The 20845-nt window shown below is 53.7% G+C and carries 22 protein-coding genes; 14 read left to right on the top strand and 8 right to left on the bottom strand.

Features of this window, described 5'->3' with window-relative positions; all coding sequences use genetic code 11:
- Positions 1–5: 5 nt before the first annotated feature.
- The 3 genes from nth (at position 6) to NK55_RS04945 (ending at position 3425) form a co-directional block, all read left to right on the top strand.
- Positions 6–674: an endonuclease III gene (gene nth, locus NK55_RS04960; protein ID WP_024124691.1), complete on the top strand. Its 669-nt coding sequence runs from the start codon at positions 6–8 to the stop codon at positions 672–674.
- A 600-nt stretch (positions 675–1274) separates the two neighbouring features.
- Positions 1275–2033 carry a hydroxyacylglutathione hydrolase gene (gene gloB / locus NK55_RS04950; protein ID WP_024124689.1) on the top strand — a complete coding sequence of 253 codons (759 nt, stop codon included), beginning with the start codon at positions 1275–1277 and terminating at the stop codon, positions 2031–2033.
- A 75-nt stretch (positions 2034–2108) separates the two neighbouring features.
- On the top strand, positions 2109–3425 hold the full coding sequence (locus NK55_RS04945; protein WP_024124688.1) for a hypothetical protein: 1317 nt from the start codon (positions 2109–2111) through the stop codon (positions 3423–3425).
- Between the two features lie 30 nt (positions 3426–3455).
- Here NK55_RS04945 and NK55_RS04940 read toward each other — a convergent pair whose 3' ends face one another.
- Together NK55_RS04940 and NK55_RS04935 are read right to left on the bottom strand one after the other, a co-directional pair.
- On the bottom strand, positions 3456–4334 hold the full coding sequence (locus NK55_RS04940; protein WP_024124687.1) for a 3'(2'),5'-bisphosphate nucleotidase CysQ: 879 nt from the start codon (positions 4332–4334) through the stop codon (positions 3456–3458).
- Positions 4331–4864, bottom strand: a complete 534-nt coding sequence (locus NK55_RS04935; protein WP_041429076.1) for a GIY-YIG nuclease family protein — start codon at positions 4862–4864, stop codon at positions 4331–4333. The genes NK55_RS04940 and NK55_RS04935 overlap by 4 nt, the downstream gene beginning before the upstream one ends.
- A 171-nt stretch (positions 4865–5035) precedes the next feature.
- Here NK55_RS04935 and rodA point away from each other — a divergent pair, with 171 nt between their 5' ends.
- The 4 genes from rodA (at position 5036) to NK55_RS04915 (ending at position 7637) form a co-directional block, all read left to right on the top strand.
- Positions 5036–6310 carry a rod shape-determining protein RodA gene (rodA, locus tag NK55_RS04930; RefSeq protein ID WP_024124685.1) on the top strand — a complete coding sequence of 425 codons (1275 nt, stop codon included), beginning with the start codon at positions 5036–5038 and terminating at the stop codon, positions 6308–6310.
- 54 nt (positions 6311–6364) lie between these two features.
- Positions 6365–6532 (top strand): DUF3285 domain-containing protein, encoded by a 168-nt coding sequence (locus tag NK55_RS04925; RefSeq protein ID WP_024124684.1) that lies wholly within the window; start codon positions 6365–6367, stop codon positions 6530–6532.
- 27 nt (positions 6533–6559) lie between these two features.
- The gene (gene ybeY / locus NK55_RS04920) at positions 6560–7054 is read left to right on the top strand and encodes an rRNA maturation RNase YbeY (RefSeq protein ID WP_024124683.1); all 495 of its coding nucleotides are present in this window, start codon (positions 6560–6562) and stop codon (positions 7052–7054) included.
- Positions 7055–7184: 130 nt separating this feature from the next.
- Positions 7185–7637 carry a diacylglycerol kinase family protein gene (locus NK55_RS04915; RefSeq protein ID WP_041429570.1) on the top strand — a complete coding sequence of 151 codons (453 nt, stop codon included), beginning with the start codon at positions 7185–7187 and terminating at the stop codon, positions 7635–7637.
- Between the two features lie 61 nt (positions 7638–7698).
- On the opposite strand, the gene ychF is transcribed toward NK55_RS04915, so the two are convergent.
- The 5 genes from ychF to NK55_RS04890 all read right to left on the bottom strand — a co-directional run bounded on the left by ychF (position 7699) and on the right by NK55_RS04890 (position 13690).
- Complete coding sequence (gene ychF / locus NK55_RS04910; protein WP_024124681.1) at positions 7699–8790, bottom strand: redox-regulated ATPase YchF; 1092 nt, start codon at positions 8788–8790, stop codon at positions 7699–7701.
- 234 nt (positions 8791–9024) lie between these two features.
- On the bottom strand, positions 9025–10440 hold the full coding sequence (glnA, locus tag NK55_RS04905; protein WP_024124680.1) for a type I glutamate--ammonia ligase: 1416 nt from the start codon (positions 10438–10440) through the stop codon (positions 9025–9027).
- A gap of 61 nt (positions 10441–10501) precedes the next feature.
- Entirely contained in the window at positions 10502–10909 is a 408-nt protein-coding gene (locus NK55_RS04900) for a DUF2085 domain-containing protein (RefSeq protein WP_255325319.1), read from the bottom strand.
- Between the two features lie 286 nt (positions 10910–11195).
- A complete protein-coding gene (locus NK55_RS04895) occupies positions 11196–12554 on the bottom strand; it encodes a glycosyltransferase family 1 protein (RefSeq protein ID WP_024124679.1) in 1359 nt (452 codons plus the stop codon).
- A gap of 59 nt (positions 12555–12613) precedes the next feature.
- On the bottom strand, positions 12614–13690 hold the full coding sequence (locus NK55_RS04890; protein WP_024124678.1) for a glycosyltransferase family 4 protein: 1077 nt from the start codon (positions 13688–13690) through the stop codon (positions 12614–12616).
- A 343-nt stretch (positions 13691–14033) separates the two neighbouring features.
- On the opposite strand from NK55_RS04890, the gene NK55_RS04885 reads away from it, so the two are divergent.
- The 4 genes from NK55_RS04885 to NK55_RS04870 are packed head-to-tail and all read left to right on the top strand — an operon-like array spanning position 14034 to position 16547.
- Positions 14034–14903 carry a branched-chain amino acid ABC transporter permease gene (locus NK55_RS04885; protein ID WP_024124677.1) on the top strand — a complete coding sequence of 290 codons (870 nt, stop codon included), beginning with the start codon at positions 14034–14036 and terminating at the stop codon, positions 14901–14903.
- Positions 14887–15432: a D-glycero-beta-D-manno-heptose 1-phosphate adenylyltransferase gene (gene rfaE2 / locus NK55_RS04880; protein WP_024124676.1), complete on the top strand. Its 546-nt coding sequence runs from the start codon at positions 14887–14889 to the stop codon at positions 15430–15432. The genes NK55_RS04885 and rfaE2 overlap by 17 nt, the downstream gene beginning before the upstream one ends.
- Entirely contained in the window at positions 15408–16115 is a 708-nt protein-coding gene (locus NK55_RS04875) for a GUN4 domain-containing protein (protein ID WP_024124675.1), read from the top strand. Before rfaE2 ends, NK55_RS04875 begins: the two co-directional genes overlap by 25 nt.
- Before the next feature lie 36 nt (positions 16116–16151).
- Positions 16152–16547: a Spy/CpxP family protein refolding chaperone gene (locus NK55_RS04870; protein WP_024124674.1), complete on the top strand. Its 396-nt coding sequence runs from the start codon at positions 16152–16154 to the stop codon at positions 16545–16547.
- Between the two features lie 68 nt (positions 16548–16615).
- Here the strand turns inward: NK55_RS04870 and NK55_RS04865 are convergent, their stop codons facing one another.
- Complete coding sequence (locus NK55_RS04865; RefSeq protein WP_024124673.1) at positions 16616–16918, bottom strand: BMC domain-containing protein; 303 nt, start codon at positions 16916–16918, stop codon at positions 16616–16618.
- A gap of 96 nt (positions 16919–17014) precedes the next feature.
- On the opposite strand from NK55_RS04865, the gene cofH reads away from it, so the two are divergent.
- The 3 genes from cofH to NK55_RS04850 all read left to right on the top strand — a co-directional run bounded on the left by cofH (position 17015) and on the right by NK55_RS04850 (position 20794).
- Complete coding sequence (gene cofH, locus NK55_RS04860) at positions 17015–18196, top strand: 7,8-didemethyl-8-hydroxy-5-deazariboflavin synthase subunit CofH (RefSeq protein ID WP_024124672.1); 1182 nt, start codon at positions 17015–17017, stop codon at positions 18194–18196.
- Positions 18193–19794, top strand: coding sequence for a DUF3352 domain-containing protein (locus tag NK55_RS04855; RefSeq protein ID WP_024124671.1), 1602 nt, complete (start codon positions 18193–18195; stop codon positions 19792–19794). Before cofH ends, NK55_RS04855 begins: the two co-directional genes overlap by 4 nt.
- 70 nt (positions 19795–19864) lie before the next feature.
- Positions 19865–20794, top strand: coding sequence for a pentapeptide repeat-containing protein (locus NK55_RS04850; protein ID WP_024124670.1), 930 nt, complete (start codon positions 19865–19867; stop codon positions 20792–20794).
- The last annotated feature ends 51 nt before the right edge of the window (positions 20795–20845 follow it).

The following is a 20845-nucleotide window of genomic DNA, read 5'->3' as shown; positions in this document are numbered from 1 at the left end:
TACCTATGGCTATTACCCGTCGCCTCTGCGCCAAGCAACAACGGGCACTGGAAATTCTCACCCGCCTTAAGCGCCTCTATCCCGATGCTACCTGTAGCCTCAACTTTGAAAATCCGCTGCAACTGTTGGTGGCCACGATTCTCTCTGCCCAGTGCACCGATGAGCGGGTGAATCAAGTCACGCCGGCACTGTTTGCCCGCTATCGCCATGCCAAAGACTTTGCAGCAGCCGACCTGGCAGAGTTGGAACAATACATCAAGTCCACTGGTTTCTATCGCAACAAAGCTCGCCATATTCAAGGTGCCTGTCGCCGCATTGTCGAGGTCTATGGGGGTCAAGTGCCCAAGGTAATGGAAGATTTGCTTTCCCTGCCGGGAGTCGCTCGTAAAACGGCCAATGTGGTTCTTGCCCACGGTTATGGCATTTTAGGCGGAGTCACCGTGGATACCCATGTCAAGCGCTTGAGCCGGCGGCTGGGGCTTACCCAAGAAACCGATCCTGTGAAAATTGAGCGGGACTTAATGCGTCTGATCCCCCAGCCCGATTGGGAAAACTGGTCAATTCGCTTGATTTACCATGGCCGTGCAGTTTGCCAAGCCCGTCAACCCCAGTGCGAAAGCTGTGAACTGATTGATTTGTGTGCTACGGGCAGGAAGCTGATACCAAAGCCATAGAGAGTTTTAGATAATCAGATAATAGAGCAGATTTTTGATCTGGCCCAACGACAACCCTAACCGCCACCACGGGCAAACGGCCTGTTAGCCTCTAGGGCCTCCCTTAGCAGCAGGGCGTGGCACCCTTGAAGCCCCACCCATGGGTTTGCCAGTGAGTTCATTGGTCTATTTTGGCGCATTCTGGTTGGGAAAACAGGGCTGCGGCTGCGATCGCTGCGCTCAACAACCCTGTGGCGATCGCAGAGCCAGATAATGACTGTTAGATCCACCCTCAACCACGGATGGTTGGCTGCAGGATTGATCTGAGTATTCCTCCACCCCCCGATTGGGTCATTGCGGTGGACATGACCCACACTGATACCCACACTGATGTTGAATGATAAGAACCGCCTGTATGCAGCTTTGGGGGTACCAGAGTTATGGCGGTACAATGGTGGGAGATGGCAAATCGTCTAGTTGCGGGATGGAATCGATCGCTCCCCTTTATTTTTTATTTCTATGGATGCCCAAAGAGTCTCTTTATCGCTTCTTGGCAGAGGCCAAAATGGATGAGGTAGCGGCACAGAAGAATTGGCGACGCTGGGTGCAGGAACAACGGCCATGGTGATTTATCGCCTCAATGCCCTTACGGATAATTACATTTTTTTGCTCTATGATCCGCAAACGGGGACAGCGGCAGTGGTGGATCCAGCAGAGCCAGAACCCGTCCTTGCCAAATTAGCGGAATTGGGGGCAACACTAAGGGCAATTTTCAATACCCACCACCATTGGGATCATGTGGGTGCCAATCGTGCCCTGCGATCGCGCTTCCCGGATATCGCAGTCTACGGCAGCCGCCAAGATCAAGGCCGCATTCCAGAGCAAACCGTCTTCCTGAAGGCGGGCGATCGCGTTCCCTTTGGCCAAACTTATTTTGACGTCCTCTTTGTTCCCGGCCATACCCGCGGTCACATTGCCTACTATGCGCCGACAACGGGCGATCTATTTTGCGGTGATACGCTTTTTGGCGGCGGTTGTGGGCGTCTTTTTGAGGGAACCCCAGCCCAGATGTTGGACTCATTGAATCAACTGCGGCAGCTACCGGAGGAGACGCGGGTCTGGTGCGCCCACGAATATACCCAAAAGAACCTTAGCTTTGCCCTGACCGTCGAAGCGGATAACCCTACCCTGCAAGAGCGCTATGCCCAAGTTTGTCGCGATCGCGCCCAAGGGCAAGCCACGATTCCCAGTACGATTGGCCTTGAAAAGGCGACAAATCCCTTTTTGCGCTGCGAAGTCAGGACCATTCAGATGGCCGTGGGGGCAACCACACCTTTACAGGCCTTTACGCGATTGCGGGGTAAACGGGATCAGTATTGACAGTAATCATACAGTAAGCATTTATAGTACCAGAACAGTAATCTAGCTTTATATTCCTCTACCTACAAAGCCGCTATGGCAGTTTCCTATCAGAGTCGCTTCTTTAGCTTTTGGCGACAGCAATGGCAACGTTGGCAGCAACGGTGGCAGCGCCAACAATGGCAGATTGAAAGCACCCTCAGTGGCACACTTCAGGTCATTGGCTCAATTCTGGCACAATTTTGGCAGCGGCGAGTTCCCCAACTGTTGGGCACGGTTTCCCAAATGCATCAACGCCTCCTGCCGAAACCGACAGCGACACCCCCTGCCGATGAAGCCCTGTTGACCGTCATGTCTGCTTTGTCCCTCACACCAGGAGAGGAGCAATCTTGGGTAGTGGCGATCGCCCCCATTGCTCGCCCCTTAACTTGGTGGCAGCGCTGGATGGCTCCTTGGCAACGCTGGTTTCAACCCCCACCCAAGACATTACCCTCAGCGGCCGCACCCTTGGCACAGCGGCCACCTGTTTACCTTGCCTGCGATCGCGCCGCAAAATCCCTCTTGCTTGTGGATGAGGCTGCCCGCCCCTTGAAAATCTTCACCCCCACAGAACAGCAGCAAATTGAGCAACACATTGCCTACGCCTTGGCAGTGTACTATCAGCATGTTCGGCAGTGGTATCGGCGACGACATCACTGGTTCTGGCGTTGGTGGGAGCGATCCCTCAAAGCAGACTCTAACCCACCGTCCTGTTTGGTGGCAACCTTTCTGGGGCAACTTCAGTTAACAGGTAACCGTGAAGAGGATTTAGTCCTACCCTCAGCATCTCCCTTGGCCGCTGCTGTCCGCTGGTTGCGATCGCGCCTCCCCTCTGGTCGCAAGAACACGCTTTCCCAAGTGCGGGTACAGGGGATTGCTACTCTCTTAGAAACACAGCAGATGGTGCTCATTGGCACCGATAACACTATCCTGTACATCCTCAGCCCTGCCCAACAGGCGCAAGCCCTAGCTTGGATTGAACGCCATCTTCATCCCTTCAAGCTCCCCTTCCAAGACTGGCTGACTCAACTCTCCTACTGGCTAGGAGGATTCCAACTCCCTGCCGTAGCAACCGCGAATTCACCCCTATTGGCAGCTACGGATCCTTTGCCAGTCTTTTCTCCCGTGGACACCCTGCTCAGTTTAGGGAGCACCGCGGCGCCATTCACTCCTTCATCGCCCTCGGAAACTGCGGCCACCAGTGTCGATCCGAATCCAGAGCAGTTGATTCTTGATGTGGATGCTGCCCTCATTGGCTATGAACTCCACTGGTTTGAACGGCTACTGCTGTGGTGCGATCGCCTGTTTCTCTGGATTGAAGAACAGCTGATTCGTTTAGGGCGGTGGCTCTTGCAGCAGTGGCAGCGCCGGTGACCCTCTTAAGGGAACTGCCGCCATTATTTTTTAGGCATGTCTAGGCGGTCCAACCGTCGAAATTGCTTCAATGAGGGGCGATCGCAAAGCAGCGATATACTCTGGCCAGCCAATGAGAATGGGTTGCTGATGGGCCAGGGTTTGTTCCTGTAAACCTGTGGCATCAAAACGCAAGGGATTTCCCTGCAAGTCGGTGCACACCAAACCTGCCGCTGTTGCCAAAGCTAAGGGGGCTGTGGTATCCCAGAGCTTAACCCGCTGATTTAAGTAGAGGTAGAGTCCCGCCCGTCCCAAAATTACTTCAATCACCTTGAGGCCAAAACTGCCCAGAAAGCGAAATTCCACTTGGGGCAACACCCGATGAATTGCATCGCCGTAGGTACGGTAGTCGCGATAGCCAATCATCATCGGGCAATGGTCGGCATTAGGGGAAGGTGGACAAACGGGTAATAGGGGGACAGGTGGCCCACCGCTGCTCATTTGAAAGAGTCCCCAGTCTTTACCGCCGTAGTAGAGATGGTCCAGATTGGGGGCATAGATCCAACCCCCCACTGGACTGTAGTGCTCTAGCAAACCCACCATTAGGGCATAGCCTTGGCGATGGTGAATTAGATCATCAGTACCATCAAGGGGATCAATCAGCCAGTAGCGATTTTTCGGTTCCTGAAAAACTGCTGGGGAGTCGGCATTTTCCTCACTGATGATGCCATCTTCAGGAAACCAAGCACGAAATTTCTGACTTAGCAGCCGATCCAAGAAGCGATCAATACTGGTGGCAAAGTCTTGCTGTCCCTTTTCAATGACATCAAAGGGTTGCTGTGCCAGTTGCCGTGCCCGTTGCCCCGCTTGGCGCAGGAGTTGATTGATCTGCCAGATTTGGCTAGAGGTCAGAGGGGGAGAGGTCGTCATTTGAGATCCAGCCGTCCACTTTCCTTTAGTTTGGCGTTAAAGACCAGCGGCTCCTGTAGCGATCGCTGCCGTAGCTGTTCGAGAATCGCTGCTTCAACTCGCCGCGCCACCTGTTTCAGCAGCTTTGGTTGAGTGAGTGAGTCGGCACTGGCCCATGCAGCGCGTTCGGCCTCGGTCATTTGCTCCTTGACATCAATGGCATTTTCCCACTGGGGGCGATCGCGCTCGTTGCCTAAGGGCACAGTTCCCAATTCCGCTAGCCACTGCTGTTTCACGGTTTCTAGCCACGGGCGATCGGGACGTTCAATGGCGATCGCCTTATAGCCACTACACCCTTGAGGACAGCGCACAAGGTGTTGTAGCAAACTCAGTCGTATATCCCGAGAATAGCCAATATACTGCACCCTGCCGGCAGCATCAAAAATGGCATAGAGACCGATCGCTCCCTTGAGATCAGGGGCCACACGACCTGAACCATCAATATAGGGATGGAGGGGCAATTCAGCCAAAGTCGGCGCAGGAAGGCTCATATCAGCAGGGGTGGCTCTTTTCGCGTGCTTCACCCTCAGTATGCCCTATCTCTGGCTATAAAGCCTTGACCAATGCGGTTGCCACCGAAGCATAGTTCCACTCAAGCTAGAATGAGAGTCTTAATCAAACCACCACTGTTCCAGCCTAGTGCGAACGAAGGATATCTGGCGATGTTTTGGACAACTCGGCTATGGCAACGCCGCTGGTCTGCTTGGCTCTACCCTTGGCGGGGGATGGATTGGCTACTTTTAATTGCAGTATGGTTGATTACGCTGTTAGGGGCAGTGGCCATTCACAGTGCTGAGCTGCACATTGGCGAAAAGGATGGCTTCCAACATCTGGCAATCGCGGGCGTGGGTACAATTTTGCTTTTCCTGCTGGCACGGGTGCCGACCTCGGTCTTTATCTCAGTCCACTGGTGGGTTTATGGCATCAGTTGTCTCCTCCTACTGGCTGTGAGCCTATTTGGCGTTGAAGCTAACGGTGCCCAGAGCTGGCTGCCCATTGCTGGCTTTAACCTCCAGCCTTCTGAATTTGCCAAAATCTCGATCATCCTCACCCAGGCTGCCCTCCTGCAGCGGGTTCCTGCCAATGGCCTCAGTGGCATTCTACGGGTGTTTGCGGCAACGGCCTTGCCCCTGGGATTGATTTTATCGGAACCCGATCTGGGTACTTCCCTGGTCTTTGCTGCCATCACCTTGGGGATGCTCTACTGGGCCAACGCCCGTTTGGGTTGGATTGTGCTGATGCTCTCCCCTTTGGTGGCAGCCATTCTCTTTGCCCTACCGCTGCCCTATGAACTAAATCTTGTGCTGTGGTTCCTGTGGACATTGGGGATGGGGGTTGTGGCATGGCAAAATCTTCCCCTTGGTTGGATTGGGGCGATCGGCGGCATTGTTCTGAATCTTTCGGGGGCAGGGCTGGGGCAATTGCTGTGGAGCGTTCTCAAGGACTACCAAAAAGATCGCCTCTTAATGTTCTTGGATCCGGACAAAGATCCATTGGGGGCGGGCTATCATCTGATCCAATCCCGCATTGCCATTGGCGCGGGTGGCCTGTGGGGGCGAGGGCTGTTTCAGGGGACGCAGACGCAATTGGGATTTATCCCTGAGCAGCACACGGACTTTATTTTTTCTGCCATCGGTGAGGAATTAGGCTTTTGGGGTGGCTTGCTAGTTTTAGGACTGTTTTGGTTCATTGGGCTGCGGCTATTGCAAATTGCCAATAGTGCCCGTGATGATTTCGGCTCGCTGCTGGCGATCGGCCTTTTTGCTATGTTGATGTTCCAAGCGGTGGTCAATATCGGCATGACAATGAACCTATTTCCGGTGACAGGTATTCCCTTGCCGTTCCTCAGCTATGGCCGTTCTGCCCTTTTGGCAACCTATATTGGTTTGGGGCTGGTACAAGCGGTGGCCAATCATCACCCGCGATCGCGCTACTAAAGTCAAGCCCCCTTTGTTAAAATTCATAAAGATTGCCGATAGCAGTGAAATCCCATGAGCCAGTCCCCCAAACCCACGTCTTCCCCTACCGCGCAGCCTAGTTATGTCAAACTGGCCATGCGGAACATGGTGCGTAAGGGACGTAAATCCCTGACCCATTTTGCCCTCACTACTATCGGTCTGTTGGCGCTGTTGGTGGGCTTATCCTACCTCACCCGTTAGGGAGTTGGTGAAAACAAAGAAAAAACAATGCCGGTTACCGTCTATCTAGAACTGCACCATCCTTCCCTGAGCGCTGAGGTGGCACCACTCCCTTGGTCAGCGTGGTTTCACACATGGATTGCCATGGTGGAACCAAATGCAGGCAAAGAGTATGAGCTGACCCTGCGTTTGACAACCGATGCCGAGATTCAAGTCCTTAACTGCCGGTATCGCGATCGCGACATCCCTACGGACGTGCTTGCCTTTGCCACCCGCGATGACGCCCTGCCGCTGCCCCTAGAGGAACCTGAATACCTGGGCGACATTATTATTTCTGGGGACACCGCTTGTCAGCAAGCCACAGAAAGTGGGCACACTCTATCTATAGAGATCACCTGGCTGGCCTGCCATGGCCTCCTCCACCTCCTAGGCTGGGATCACCCCGATGAAGCTCAACTGGCACGGATGTTAGCTCAGCAGGCCGAGTGCCTCGAAGCCGTGGGTCTTATACCCCCAATGTTCCGTAAATGCTCTGTTGGCTAGGAACGAAATTGAAAAGCATGTGCTTAAATGGGAGGCATTAACAACCAAATTTCTTAAAATTTCTTCTTCAAGGTGTATGACATCTAACGTCAATACTTAGATGGGAATGTTTGGTGTGATGGATAACGTTATGACACAAAAAGTTCTGGCCACCTATACTGAGAAAGCAGCAGGGACAACCCTACTGCGACAGCGCTCCTACCGTGTGGCCTCCTCCCTATTGAATAGTTTCCGTTATGCGTGGGCGGGAGTCGTCTATGCTTTCCAAACTCAGCGCAATTTTCGCATCCACACAGCAGTTGGCCTGAGTGCGATCGCCCTCAGTGGCCTGTTGAAACTTCCCCCTGTTGAAGTGGCGGTCATTGTTCTAACCATTGCCGTGGTTATCGGGCTAGAGTTAGTGAATACGGCCTTGGAAGCCGTTGTGGATCTCACCGTCGGCAGAGAATACCATGAGCTTGCTCGCATTGCCAAAGATTGTGCCGCTGGTGCGGTTCTGCTCAGTGCAATCGCAGCCGTAGGGGTGGCGATGGCCTTAATTGTGCCCCCCTTGGTTTATCCGATTGTAGGAACATTGTTATAAGGTTATAAAGGTTATAAGGTTATAAGCTACAAGCTTGTGATCCAATCCCAATCAGGGGGGGCTAAACATTAAAGCGGAAGAGCATCACATCCCCCTCCTGCACAACATAGTCTTTGCCTTCACTGCGTACTAGGCCTTTTTCCTTAGCCACCGTCAGGGATTGACAGGCCACTAAATCGTCATAGCTCACCGTTTCGGCGCGAATAAAGCCCCGCTCAAAGTCACTGTGAATGACGCCCGCCGCTTGGGGCGCTTTGGTACCCGCTGGAATTGTCCATGCTCGGGTTTCCTTAGGTCCTGTGGTAAAGAAGGTTTGTAGGCCAAGCAGCTTATAGGTTGAGCGAATGAGCGATCGCAGACCCCCCTCACGAACCCCAAGACTGGCCAGATACTCGGCGCGATCGCCCTCGGGCAAATCCACGAGCTCGGCCTCCACTTGAGCAGAGACAATCACCACCTCTGCCCCCTCCTGCTTTGCCATCTCCTGAACTGCCGCTGTCCATTCATTGCCAGTGGCCAAATCCTGCTCAGCAACGTTAGCGGCGTAGATCACAGGCTTACGAGTGAGCAAGCCGAGAAAGCGAATGGCCGCTTCTTCCTCTTCCGTAAGTTGACACAGACGGGCAGGCTGTCCCTCATTGAGTACCCCCAGGAGCTTTTCAAGGGCCGTCAGCTCAATCTGTGCTTCTTTTTGCGATCGCGCTGCCTTACGGGTGCGTTCAATGCGCTTTTCTATCTGGGCTAAATCCGCCAGTGCTAACTCTAAGTTAATGACCGCAATATCCTCGACAGGATTCACACGCCCTGCCACGTGGACAATATCTTCATCTTCAAAGCAGCGCACCACGTGGACAATGGCATCCACCTCGCGAATATTTGCCAAGAACTGGTTGCCCAGTCCTTCCCCTTTGCTAGCTCCCTTCACCAGGCCCGCAATGTCCACAAACTCCACCCGCGTCGGCACAATCTGAGCAGATTGGGAAATTTTTGCCAGTACCTCCAGCCGCTCGTCGGGAACTGCTACGACACCAACATTGGGTTCAATCGTACAGAAGGGGAAATTGGCTGCCTCGGCCTTAGCATTGGCCACAAGGGCATTAAACAGCGTTGACTTGCCCACATTCGGTAGGCCGACAATTCCAGCGCGTAGCATGGGACCCTACAACCTAATTTTTAGGGGAAACATTCCCCATCAACAACATTTAAGAGTGGGAATGTTAATTTTTAGTAGCATCCCAACTTATCAGAAATTCCAGCTCTAGGCAAGCACGAGCACACCCAACACCTTTACCAGCGAAGAATCGGCAGCAAAAATAAAAGAGGCAACCCCCGATGGGTGCCTCTGCGTGGGATGTCACTAAATGCCAGACCCTAGCAGCTCATTTGCCTAGGCATCAAAGTAGAGAGTAAATTCATAGGGGTGAGGACGCAGTGACATGGGAATGACTTCTGTGTCCAGCTTGTACTGAATCCAGTTGAGGATAAAGTCTTCGCTAAAGACACCCCCCGCCGTGAGGAAGCTGTGATCCTTTTGCAGATTTTCCAGGGCCGCCATAAGTGAACCGGGGGTTGAGGGAATCTTGGCCAATTCTTCGGGGCTGAGGTCGTAGATATCAACATCCAAGGGGCTACCCGGATCAATTTGATTCTTGATGCCATCAATACCTGCACATAGCATTGCCGCAAAGGCAAGGTAGGGATTACTCGTGGCATCGGGGCAACGGAACTCTAGGCGCTTCGCTTTGGGGTTGGGACCAGTGAGGGGAATCCGCACAGAGGCAGAGCGGTTGCCTTGGGAATAGGCAAGGTTCACGGGGGCTTCAAAGCCGGGAACCAGTCGTTTGTAGGAGTTCGTTGTTGGGTTGGTAAAAGCCAATAGCGCTGGAGCGTGCTTGAGGATACCACCAATGTACCAGAGGGCAATTTGGCTCAAATTCGCATAGCCGTCTCCCCAGAACAGGGGCTGGCCATCTTTCCAAATGGACTGGTGGGTATGCATCCCCGAGCCGTTGTCGTTGAAGACGGGCTTGGGCATAAAGGTTGCCACTTTACCGTGCTTGCGGGCAACATTCTTGACGCAGTACTTATAGGTCATTAGCCAGTCGGCAGCTTGAATGAGGGTGCCAAAGCGGAAACCCAACTCGCACTGCCCCGCCGTAGCCACTTCGTGGTGATGCTTTTCAATGGGCACACCGCACTTGGCCATCGTCAAGAGCATTTCTGTGCGCAAGTCCTGCAGCGTATCTGTGGGCGCAACGGGGAAGTAACCCTCTTTGCCACGGATTTTGTAGCCGAGGTTGCCTCCTTCTTCTTCACGGCCAGTGTTCCAAAGACCTTCAATACTGTCAACGTAGTAGTAGCCAGACCGTTGATTTTGGTCGTAGCGAACGTCATCGAAAACAAAGAACTCGGCTTCGGGGCCAAAGTAAGCCGTATCGCCAATGCCGGTTGCTTTTAAGTACTCAATGGCACGGGTGGCAATGGAGCGCGGGCAGCGATCGTAGAGTTCGCCGGTGCGCGGATCTTTGATGGTGCAAATCATGCTCAGGGTGGGTTCTTTCATGAAGGGGTCTTCCCACGCTGTATTCGGATCCGGCACCATCACCATGTCGGATTCGTTAATCGCTTTCCAACCGCGAATACTGGAACCGTCGAAGGGCACACCGTCGGTAAATGAGCTTTCACTGATTTGGCTTTTGTGAACCGTCAGGTGTTGCCACGTGCCGGGCATGTCAGTAAATTTCAAGTCGATGAGCTCGTACTTGCTGTCGATCAAATTTAAGATTTCTTGGGGCGTTGCCATGTATAGGTTACTCCTTCTGTATTGGGCGCACCGCAGCGACAATCTATGGTAGAAAGTTGACCTAGTTAATTTTTGTATCGGAGGCTACCAAAATTTCGGTGTTTGCTCCTTCGCGGGAGGTGGCAAGGTGCTGTTTGGGGTATAGCAGAGGCATGATCAGTAATCCCAAGCCCAATCCAGCGATCGCCCCAAAGGGAAAGACAATCCAATTGGAATAGCCCCAAATGCCGTAGTGTTGTAGTGCCCACTCTAGGGGGTAAAACAGCATGAACACCAGCGCCACTAAAAAGCCCCCCAGACCATATTGCGGCAACCAGTACCACTCCCGGGCAGTGGTGGACCCCTGAATCCACCAGCGTGTCAGGAGAACTCCAACAAGGGTGCCGTAGCAGCGCATACACACGGCCATTTTCCAAGGGGGGGCCAGCATTAACCCCATTTCCGGTTGCGGACACACATGATGGCCCATGGTATAGATGATGTGGGCAATTTTAGGCAAAAAAGAAAATTGCTGGCGGCCAAGAAGGGGGCAAATAGAGGGCCTAGAATGAGTCCCGCCAGAATAACATCAGGCCATCGGGGAGAAAGCGATCGCCACTGCACCATCAAATTTCAGAAATGATACAAAACGATAAACAACCCCCTAGAATTTAACAAATTGTTCGGCACGAGGGCAATCAGGGGTTAGGCAGAGGGCAGAGGTGATCTGTCCACACGAGAGTGCGGCTTGATCTCTGCCACTCAATTTAAGATGCCTAGGAGGCTAAGGCCGCTTTGGTCACCGTTGTCAGCGAGGCAGTGTTTTTAACCGTCTCTAAGCGAGGGGAATTCCCCATCAGGGAGGCGGCAAAGAGTTGACGGTAGAGTTGCCCCATCTGAAGGGCGATCGCCTCCCAATTGAAGAAGGCTTGCACCCGCTCGCGACCCTTTTCCCCAAGGGTACGCGCCCAGGCTGGATCCGCCAAGAGGCGTTGAATGGCATTGGCCAAGGCGGTGGCATCCTGAGGCGGTACCAGTAACCCCGTTTCCCCGGGAATTACCGTGAATTGCAGACCCCCAACAGCGGAAGCAATCACCGGCGTCCCACAGGCCATTGCTTCAATGGCCACCAAGCCAAAGGGTTCATAGTAGCTGGGCACAACGCAGACATTGGCAGCACTGTAGTAGACCGCCAAGCGCTCGTGGTCAATTTGTCCCACAAAGGTGACGCGATCGCCCAAGTTATACTCCTGCACCAATCCTTCAATGCGTCGCCGTTCGGCACCATCGCTGCGCTGCGGATCACTCCCCCCCACAAGCAGTAACCGCCCTTGGGGTACCTGAGCCATCGCTGCCACCAGCGTTTCAATCCCTTTGCGACGATCAAAGCGACCCACATAGAGAACAATCGGCTCATCAGCCGGCAAACTCAGTTGGGTACGGGCATCGGCGACGGGGTAAAAGAGATTCAAATTGGTCCCACAGGGAATCAGGCGTGTTTGCCCTGCCTTGGAGACCCAACGCCGCAGATAGGCTTCCTCTTGGGGGCTAGTCACAATCACGCAGTCAGCATTTTCAAGGATGGCTTTTTCGACCATGAGGCGGGTTTCATCCCGTTGGGCTTGCTCAGAAGCCACCTGATATTTGACAACCCCCAAGGAGTGGTAGGTGTGTAGCCATTGAAAATTCAATACCTGACGCAACTGCCAACCCACCCAGCCGGAGAGCCAGTAATTGGTGTGGATCAGCGGATAGCCATACTTGGCATGGTAGGCCTTGAAGGCTTCGACAAACTTGGGTAGGGTCTCAAAGAGCTTTTCCCGAGGAATATAGTTCAGAGGGCCTGCCTCTAGGCGAATGGTGCGACAGTGGGGGCTGTGCTCAATCACATCGGGGTCATCGGGATGGATTTTGCGGGTAAACATATCCACGTGCCACCCGGCTGCCGCTAGGGCTTCCCCCAATTGCCGTACATAGATATTTTGACCACCGGCGGATTCATGGCCGACATCAGCGGCGGGATCCCCATGAACAGAAATCAAGGCAATGGGTTGACGGGCAGGTACCTGTGGCTGGGACATGGCAAAGGCCCGAGGAAGTGTATTTTTTGCTGTACGGGTTGATAATGCTTGCATAAATACACCTTTTGAATAGCGGTCAAAGAAAGACTTTTGCAAAGGGTTTAGGGGGACACCTAACTGGCTAGCAGTTCAATTGTTCCCCTACGATGTCCATTATGGACAAAGGTATTGGCGACAACGGTATCATAGACTGCTTCATACTCGCTCACCATCCGCTCAACACTGAACCGCTGCCAAACGTAGTCTCGACAGGCCCTGCGGTCCAGTTGCGGCACTTGGGCAACGGCAGCAACACAGTCTTCGACGGAGTGACAGAGGAAACCAGTTTTACCATGCTCAATGACTTCGGGGGCTGCTCCCTTGGCGATCGCCACCACTGGCGTACCCGCTGCCATGGATTCAATCATGACCAGGCCAAAGGGTTCTTGCCACGTAATCGGAAAGAGCATGGCGATCGCCCCCCCAAGGAGGGCATTCTTAGTCGGATGATCCGCCTCGCCGATGAACTGGATAAATTCACCATCAATGTGGGGTTCAATCAATTCCTTGAAGTAGTCGCGATCGACCCGGTCCACTTTGCCTGCTATCCGCAGCGGAATACCCACCCGTTTGGCAATTTCAATGGCATGGTGAGGGCCTTTTTCGGGAGAAAGCCGTCCCAAGAAGGCCAGATAGGGCGGATCGCTGGGCTGGGGATAGAAGTGATGGGTTTCCACGGCAATGGCGTTATAAACCGTGGCAAGGTAGTTCAAGTCCCGTAGTTGCCGCTGGGAATGGGAAATACTGACGTAGTTTTGGTTGCGATATTGGCTGAAAATGCGCTCATTATCCGTCGTAAAGCGACCATGGAGGGTGTGAACAACCGGTGTCTTCACTAGACTGGCGTAGGGCAAAGCTGTATAGCCCACATGGGAATGGATGACATCAAATTCATCGGCGCGACTAAAGACCTCTCCCAGTTGAAGAGCTTCATAGACGGCATATTCTTGCACATTGGGATCAAGGCGAATGGCGTGGGGATAGGTAGAAACCAATTTGGCTTGGGTAATTGAATCACCACTGGCAAACAGGGTGACCTCGTGCCCTCGCTTGACTAATTCTTCCGTGAGCAGACTCACCACCAACTCCACACCCCCGTAGGCTGGCGGCGGTACCCGTTCCCACAGGGGGGCAATTTGAGCAATGCGCATACAAGCCTCCTCGAACAATACGGTTCGTCACCGATGCCTTGATGCTAATCGCGCGATTGACTCAGTAGCATGGCTGCCTCAACGGTACGCAATCTCATTGAGAAAGACCAAGGGGGTAAATCCCTACCTGAAACTTCGGAAATCCGTACTATTATTTGTTATTATCGCTACATTTTGTTAGTTTAAGGCGTGATAAAATCTACTATTTAACTTTGAGTTTTCTCAGAGAAGAGTAATTTTCTTGATCAGAGAAAAAGGTATCCTGAAAAGACTCCTCTGATCGCTATTCTATGAACAGGCGTTGTCCACTTTGCACTTCCTAAAATTTTAGTCGCAATCGTTCATGGATATTCAACTGATTCAACTTTTTGTTAATGGCTTGGCGGTGGGGAGTATTATTGCCCTTGCAGCCGTGGGTTTAACGCTCACGTTTGGGATTTTGCGCCTGCCCAACTTTGCCCATGGTGATTTCATGACGGTGGGAGCCTACCTGACATTGGTAGCCAATGCAACAGGACTGAATATTTGGCTCTCAATGGTGATTGGGGGATTGGGGACGGCGGGGTTGATGCTCCTGAGTGAGAAGCTCCTGTGGCAGCCGATGCGCGATCGCCGCGCAACCTCAACAACTCTGATTATTATTTCCATTGGTCTTTCATTTCTGCTGCGCAATGCCGTGATTCTCCTTTGGGGCAGTGAAAACCAAACCTATCGGCTACCAGTCATGCCTGCCCTTGATTTTTGGGGTGTGAAAATTATTTACTCGAAGGTGATTGTAATGATTTTGGCGGTGGTGGCGATCGCCACTGTGCATTTGCTCCTACAACGCACCAAGGTAGGCAAAGCCATGCGAGCTGTAGCTGATGATCTCGACTTGGCGCGGGTTTCTGGGATTGATGTTGAGTGGGTGGTGCTGTGTACTTGGCTCTTGGCAGGGGTGCTCACGGGGGCGGCCGGGGGTCTCTATGGCCTGATGACCGCTGTGCGGCCAACCATGGGTTGGTTTTTGATCTTGCCCCTTTTTGCCAGTGTGATTCTTGGTGGCATTGGCAATCCCTACGGGGCGATCGCTGGCGCCTTGATTATTGGTGTTGCTCAAGAGATGAGTACACTAATAATCCCTTCTGAATACAAGCTGGCTGTTGCCCTCGTGATCATGATGGCGGTGCTTTTAGTGCGGCCCCAAGGGCTATTTCGTGGCACACTCAGTTAGCGTTCCTAGGAGAAGTCCCCTGAACCTTTACACCCTTGAAACCCTTGTTGCTGCTATCAATGCTGCGCCTCAAGATTGGCGTCCTTTGGTATTGACCAATGGTTGTTTTGACCTGATCCATGCGGGTCATGTGCGCTATCTAAGGGCAGCCCGTGCCCTGGGCAAACGCTTGGTGGTGGGCTTGAATAGCGATCGCTCGGTGGCAGCCCTCAAGCCAAAACGGCCAATTATTCCCGAACAGCAGCGGGCAGAGGTGCTTGCTAGTTTACGATCAGTAGATGCGGTGGTGCTATTTAGCGATCGCACTGCCACAACCCTGATCGAGGTTCTCCAACCGGAGATCTACGTCAAGGGGGGCGATTACCAACTGGAGACCCTACCAGAAGCAGCGGCTGTGCAGCGCTATGGTGGTCGCATTGAATTCATTCAAGTAGAGGTTCCCAGTTCAACAACGGCGATTGTCCAACGCATTTTAGAGTTGCATGGGGAGGAGTCACCGAGCGCATGGTCACCACAGAACCAGCCTTAGCCGATTTACGGGAGCAGTTGTACAACGGTAACGAAAAGTCCCAACTGGCCGCCATTACCACCCTGAGTACGGCAGGCAGTGAAGGTTATCACCTCCTACAGGAGTTCCTCAAAGACAGTGCCACCTTTTCCCCCCCACCCGCCCCTTGGATTCGCGGTCAAGCTTATCGTCTTCTATTCCAGAGCCCAGAAGCTTCTGTTCAAGCCTTTTTACAACAACACTATCCCCAAGGGGTGATTCCGCTGCGCTCCGATCGCGGGGTGGACTATCAAGAACTGGCTGAACTTCTGGTGGCCGAAAAATTTGAAGCGGCCGATCGCCTGACGACGCAAAAACTCTGTGAACTAGCCGGGCCACTGGCTCAAAAACGCCGCTGGCTTTACTTCACGGAAGTGGAGCAGTTGCCAATCGCGGATTTGCAGACCATTGATCAGTTGTGGCTGGCCTTTTCCCTAGGCCGCTTTGGCTATTCAGTGCAGCGGCAACTGTGGCTGGGTTGTGGTCAAAACTGGGATCGGCTTTGGGAGAAAATTGGCTGGCGGCAGGGTAAGCGCTGGCCGCGCTATCCCAGTGAATTTATCTGGGATTTGAGTGCCCCCCGTGGACATTTACCCCTGACCAATCAGCTGCGGGGCGTACAGGTACTCAATGCTCTCCTTAATCATCCTGCCTGGACCGCCTAGAATGGGGATAGCAATCGTAGCAGGAGTGGCCTAGGGATGAAAAAGAATATTCAGCGATGGATGGTGGCGATCGCCCTTGGGGTAGGCATCAGTGGCGCAACCATTCCCCCCCCAGTTGTGGCTCAAACCAGTGGCGGACTACTGACCGCTGAGCAAATGAAAAAACTCAATCTCAGTGTTGAGCAAAAACAGGCAGTACTGCGGCTCACACTGCGCACCAACGATCGCATCCTCAAGATCCTGGATCGCGACCAACAGCGCATCTTTCGCAACGCCATCAAACAGGGGAAATCCACCGGTGAAGCGATGAACTTGGTTGCCCTGCGCCCCGATCAAAAAACACAGTTGTCGAAAGTGATGCAGGATACCCGTGTTGAAATGCTAACAATTCTCACTCCCGAACAGGTGAAGCAACTGCAGGCATCCCAGTGAATGATAGAGCGTTAATTAAGTAAGTAGGGTTAAGTGCATAGAGGAGGGCTGCGGATAGGCTGCCCGCCTCACAGCAGAAAATCCTCAGGTGGCAAGTGAGGGACACCGATGGGCAGCACCTGTTCCAGATTGCCATCGGGACGAGCAATCACCTGATGAGAGATCACTGCCTGGCCACTGAGCGATCGCGCTGCTCGAACCGCCGCATTCACAGCCGCCACCTCTCCCCGGATCACCACTGTCCAGTAACCTGCACCAATCCCCTCACAACTGACAAGGGTGACCTGAGCGGCTTTCACCAATGTATCGGCTACAGCAAGGGCTGCCGGGTACCCCAAGACCTGCACCATGCCCACCGCTTCTGCTGCCATCACCCTTACCCCTTCCTCGTTTTCCATATTTTAGAAAAGAAGTGGGGTTAAGCTATAAAAGTGCTGCCCCAATGTCCTGAAGGTGGAGTCCGTCCTATGCACACCATAGTGGCGATCGCCCAGCTAGAGGAGGTTCTGACTAACAATGGCATTTCTGCCCAGCAGGCCTTCAGTCTTTTGACAACCGCCCTTCCCATAGCTGCAACCAGCGATCCTCAAGAACCATTGCCCCCACCGCTGAGGGCACTGCAAGTTGCTAGCGATCGCCTGCGCCAGCAACAGGTGGGAGACACTGTGACCTATGTCATTAACCGCAACATCAACTTCACCAATATCTGTGAGCAACACTGCGCCTTTTGTGCCTTTCGTCGCGATGCCACCGCTGGGGATGCCTACTGGCTCGACATTGAAACGATACTGAGCAAAGTGGCTGATGCAGTTGCCCAAGGGGCTACAGAAATCTGTATGCAGGGGGGACTCAATCCGGCCGCCAAGGAAGGCGGCTCCAGTTTGCGCTACTACCAATGCCTGGTGCGGGAAATTAAAACAGCCTTTCCCCAGATCCATCTCCATGCCTTTTCGCCCCAAGAAATTCAATTCATTGCCCGTGAGGATGGCCGCTCCTATGCCCAAGTGATTGCCGCCCTCCACGAAGTTGGGGTAGACTCCATGCCCGGGACCGCGGCGGAAGTGTTGGTGGATGCCGTGCGCTCAAAAATCTGCCCTGAGAAAATTAACACCGCCACTTGGCTTGAGATTGTGGAGACTGCCCATCGCTTGGGGGTGTGGACCACCAGTACGATGCTCTGCGGCCATATTGAAACGCCAGCGGATCAAGTGGCTCACCTACAACACCTACAGCAACTTCAGCAAAAGGCTTTAGAACACAACTATCCCGCCCGTATCACCGAGTTTATCCTGCTGCCCTACGTTGGGGAACTTGCCCCCAAAGCAATGCGACAATGGGTAGGACGCCACCAACCGCAGTTATTACCGACATTGGTGCTGACGGCAGTGGCGCGGCTCTTTTTAGGGCAGTGGATTGCCAACCATCAGCCCAGTTGGGTCAAACTAGGCCTTAGGGGGGCAACAATGGCTCTGAACTGGGGGTGCAATGACCTGGGGGGAACCTTGATGGAAGAACATATTACATCAGTGGCCGGAGCACAGGGGGGCATGGGGGTTAGTCCAGGGGAGCTTGTGGCAGCGATTCACTCCTTGGGGCGAACCCCGCGACAGCGGACAACCCTTTACAATCCCGTTGGAGAAAGGCAATGACTACACAATCGCAGCCTTCTGTGGGCTCCCGCCTTCGAGTTCGCCCTTGGTTGGTGGGTGGTGTCGCCGTGGTCATTGTCGGGACAGCCGCTGCGGCCGGGGTTTTCCTATGGCAACGCTTCAGTCAACGTCCAATTGCCCCTGGAATGGCGCTCGCCCCCAATAATGCCCTATTGACCCTCACCTTACCCACGGATCCCCAGCCTTGGGAAGCCCTTGTCAAAAGTGGCCTACTACAAGCCCAGCCGTGGTTGAACCCCACCTATGATCCTCTCTCGCCAGAGGGGGTGAATCTGGCGCAATTGGATTACCTCAAGGACGTGCGCCCCTTGATTGGCGATCGCGCCACCCTTGTGCTGCTGCCCATTACCCCGGCATCGGTCAAGGAATCGCCAGTGCCGCCCTACATTTGGGTTGTGCCAACGCTGAATGTACCGATGGGGGAGCAACTCCTGCAAAGGGTGATTGGCGAACCAATCACAGAAATCAATGGGGTGAAAATTTTTAGAGCCAAGGGAATTCTCCCTGACCCCCACAGTGGCGCGATCGCTCTCCTCAAGCATCAAGACCACGCCTACATCGTCTGGAGTCAGCACCAGAGCGCCCTGCAACAAGTCATTGCCACTGCCCAAGCCAACAACGGCATTGCCAGTCAGCCCACCTATCAACGGGCCATCAAAGGCTTATCCAATCACCGCCCCCTGGTGGAACTCTACTTGAACTTGCCCACCTTTTTAGCCAGTCAGATGGCTGCTCCTGAGGGAAATCTGCCTGAGCCGCCACGGGAACTGCAAGGGATCGTGCTCACCGCAGATATGACTCCTGAGCAAATTGCAGTGGAGGCAGTGACTTGGCGCCCTGAGCAGAATCAAGCCTTAGTCAGGGAAGGTCAAAGCCGTGAACTCAGCCGTCTTGTGCCTGAAACAACCCTTGCTTTTTACAGTACAGGCTCCTTCAAGCATTTATGGCAGAATACCCCCGCCTCGGTCAAAGCAACGATCGCCAGCACGGTTAAAGATCTCACTGGCCTCGATTGGCAACAGACTTTTGTGCCTTGGATGGATGGTGAATTTGCCGCTGCCTTTGTGCCCGTTCCCAACCTAGGAAATGCCCCTAGTTTGCTTTTTCTGGCTCAGACGAGCAATCGCCCCCAAGCCAGCCAAAGCCTTAGCCAACTCGATACCCAAATTCGCGATCGCCTGCGGTGGCAAGTGCAACCAACAGCAACAGACCCCCAACCCCTCATTACTTGGCGCATTCCCCCGGGTTTGCCGGTGGGGCAGCACGGCTGGCTCAATGACCAGATCCTCTTTTTGGGACTCGGTCCTCTGATGGATATGAGTCGCCGGCCTGAGCGCTCCCTTGCCGACTCTCCCCTTTACCGTGCGGTACTTCCCCAGCCCAAGGACACACAGTTTTACCTGAATTTGAGTAACCTGGGGTCATTGCAAAATAACTTACTCTTGCCCGAACTGGCCCCTGAGGTGGTCCGATCGCTCCAACCCTTTGCTGCCCTAGGCATCACCAGTCATGTGCGGGATAATCGGTTTACCCACTACATCGCTCGAATTCGCCTAAAACCCACTTCACTCCCGTAGGTTCAGCGAATGCTGGGGGAACCCTGAAACTAGACCTGGAGCTGCTACTTAAGGACGTGACTCAACGACTGTGGAACCTGATGTTTTACTGAAACGCTATAGCGCTGGCGATCGCGACTTTGCGAGGGTACGCTTGCGCCGTGCTAACCTGAGCCGCTGTATTCTAACGGGCATTGATCTTTCCCGGGCCGACCTCACCGATGCTGCCCTCCAGAGTACGAATCTGCAAGGGGCCGATTTGCGGGGGGCAATTCTTACTGGTGTGAATCTCAGTCAAGCGGATTTGCGGGGGGCTGATCTGCGGGGTGTGATTTTAATCAGTGCCGATCTACGCTGGGTGTCTGTGCGCAAGGCCAACCTGACAGGGGCAGATCTGACCCGTGCCAACCTTGCCAATGCCGATCTCAGTGAGGCCAATCTCACCGGTGCTCAACTCAGTGAAGCAATTTTGCGGGATGCCAACTTGACGCTCACGGATCTGACCCTTGCTGAACTTGAGCGTGCCAACCTCAGCCGTGCCAACTTAACTGAAGCCTACCTGCGGGGTGCCGATCTCACGGATGCGGTGTTGCGGGAAAGTCAACTCCTGCAGGCCAATTTACGGGGCGCCAATCTCAGTGGCACCAATTTGCAGCAGGCCAATCTAGAGCGGGCGATTTTGATCGGAGCGAATCTGCGTCGTGCTCGCCTTGAGGAAGCCAATCTCCGCGAAGTGGCCTTCAAAGAAGCCAATTTACGCCATGCCTGTCTAGACAAAGCCAATCTTGTTGGAGCTGATTTGCGGGGGGTGAGCCTTGCTCAAGCACTGCTGCGGGGAGCCCATCTCAGCTCTGCCATTCTCATTGGCGCCAACTTGATGGGTGCAAATCTCAGCGGTGCGGATCTCCGGGGAGCCAATCTCATTGAAGCGATTCTCACCGGTGCCAGCCTCAATGGTGTTGATCTTAGTGCCGTAGATATGAGCGAGGCGATTTTACCGGATGGCTATCTCTCCCCATAGCCTCAAGGGAAGACCGCTGCTGGTGTAGATTAGAAGATCGGTGATTTTGAG

Source organism: Thermosynechococcus sp. NK55a (assembly GCF_000505665.1).
Classification (GTDB): Bacteria; Cyanobacteriota; Cyanobacteriia; order Thermosynechococcales; family Thermosynechococcaceae; genus Thermosynechococcus.
The sequence above is the reverse complement of the archived record's forward strand: the minus strand, read 5'-3'. Positions and strand labels throughout refer to the sequence as shown.

What these genes read in the sequence shown, in the direction of transcription:
- nth (WP_024124691.1), top strand. Translation starts at nt 6, where the DNA reads ATGGCTATTACCCGTCGCCTCTGCGCCAAGCAACAACGGGCACTGGAA.
- gloB (WP_024124689.1), top strand. Translation starts at nt 1,275, where the DNA reads ATGGTGATTTATCGCCTCAATGCCCTTACGGATAATTACATTTTTTTG.
- NK55_RS04945 (WP_024124688.1), top strand. Translation starts at nt 2,109, where the DNA reads ATGGCAGTTTCCTATCAGAGTCGCTTCTTTAGCTTTTGGCGACAGCAA.
- NK55_RS04940 (WP_024124687.1), bottom strand. Translation starts at nt 4,334, where the DNA reads ATGACGACCTCTCCCCCTCTGACCTCTAGCCAAATCTGGCAGATCAAT.
- NK55_RS04935 (WP_041429076.1), bottom strand. Translation starts at nt 4,864, where the DNA reads ATGAGCCTTCCTGCGCCGACTTTGGCTGAATTGCCCCTCCATCCCTAT.
- rodA (WP_024124685.1), top strand. Translation starts at nt 5,036, where the DNA reads ATGTTTTGGACAACTCGGCTATGGCAACGCCGCTGGTCTGCTTGGCTC.
- NK55_RS04925 (WP_024124684.1), top strand. Translation starts at nt 6,365, where the DNA reads ATGAGCCAGTCCCCCAAACCCACGTCTTCCCCTACCGCGCAGCCTAGT.
- ybeY (WP_024124683.1), top strand. Translation starts at nt 6,560, where the DNA reads ATGCCGGTTACCGTCTATCTAGAACTGCACCATCCTTCCCTGAGCGCT.
- NK55_RS04915 (WP_041429570.1), top strand. Translation starts at nt 7,185, where the DNA reads ATGACACAAAAAGTTCTGGCCACCTATACTGAGAAAGCAGCAGGGACA.
- ychF (WP_024124681.1), bottom strand. Translation starts at nt 8,790, where the DNA reads ATGCTACGCGCTGGAATTGTCGGCCTACCGAATGTGGGCAAGTCAACG.
- glnA (WP_024124680.1), bottom strand. Translation starts at nt 10,440, where the DNA reads ATGGCAACGCCCCAAGAAATCTTAAATTTGATCGACAGCAAGTACGAG.
- NK55_RS04900 (WP_255325319.1), bottom strand. Translation starts at nt 10,909, where the DNA reads ATGGGCCATCATGTGTGTCCGCAACCGGAAATGGGGTTAATGCTGGCC.
- NK55_RS04895 (WP_024124679.1), bottom strand. Translation starts at nt 12,554, where the DNA reads ATGCAAGCATTATCAACCCGTACAGCAAAAAATACACTTCCTCGGGCC.
- NK55_RS04890 (WP_024124678.1), bottom strand. Translation starts at nt 13,690, where the DNA reads ATGCGCATTGCTCAAATTGCCCCCCTGTGGGAACGGGTACCGCCGCCA.
- NK55_RS04885 (WP_024124677.1), top strand. Translation starts at nt 14,034, where the DNA reads ATGGATATTCAACTGATTCAACTTTTTGTTAATGGCTTGGCGGTGGGG.
- NK55_RS04875 (WP_024124675.1), top strand. Translation starts at nt 15,408, where the DNA reads ATGGTCACCACAGAACCAGCCTTAGCCGATTTACGGGAGCAGTTGTAC.
- NK55_RS04870 (WP_024124674.1), top strand. Translation starts at nt 16,152, where the DNA reads ATGAAAAAGAATATTCAGCGATGGATGGTGGCGATCGCCCTTGGGGTA.
- NK55_RS04865 (WP_024124673.1), bottom strand. Translation starts at nt 16,918, where the DNA reads ATGGCAGCAGAAGCGGTGGGCATGGTGCAGGTCTTGGGGTACCCGGCA.
- cofH (WP_024124672.1), top strand. Translation starts at nt 17,015, where the DNA reads ATGCACACCATAGTGGCGATCGCCCAGCTAGAGGAGGTTCTGACTAAC.
- NK55_RS04855 (WP_024124671.1), top strand. Translation starts at nt 18,193, where the DNA reads ATGACTACACAATCGCAGCCTTCTGTGGGCTCCCGCCTTCGAGTTCGC.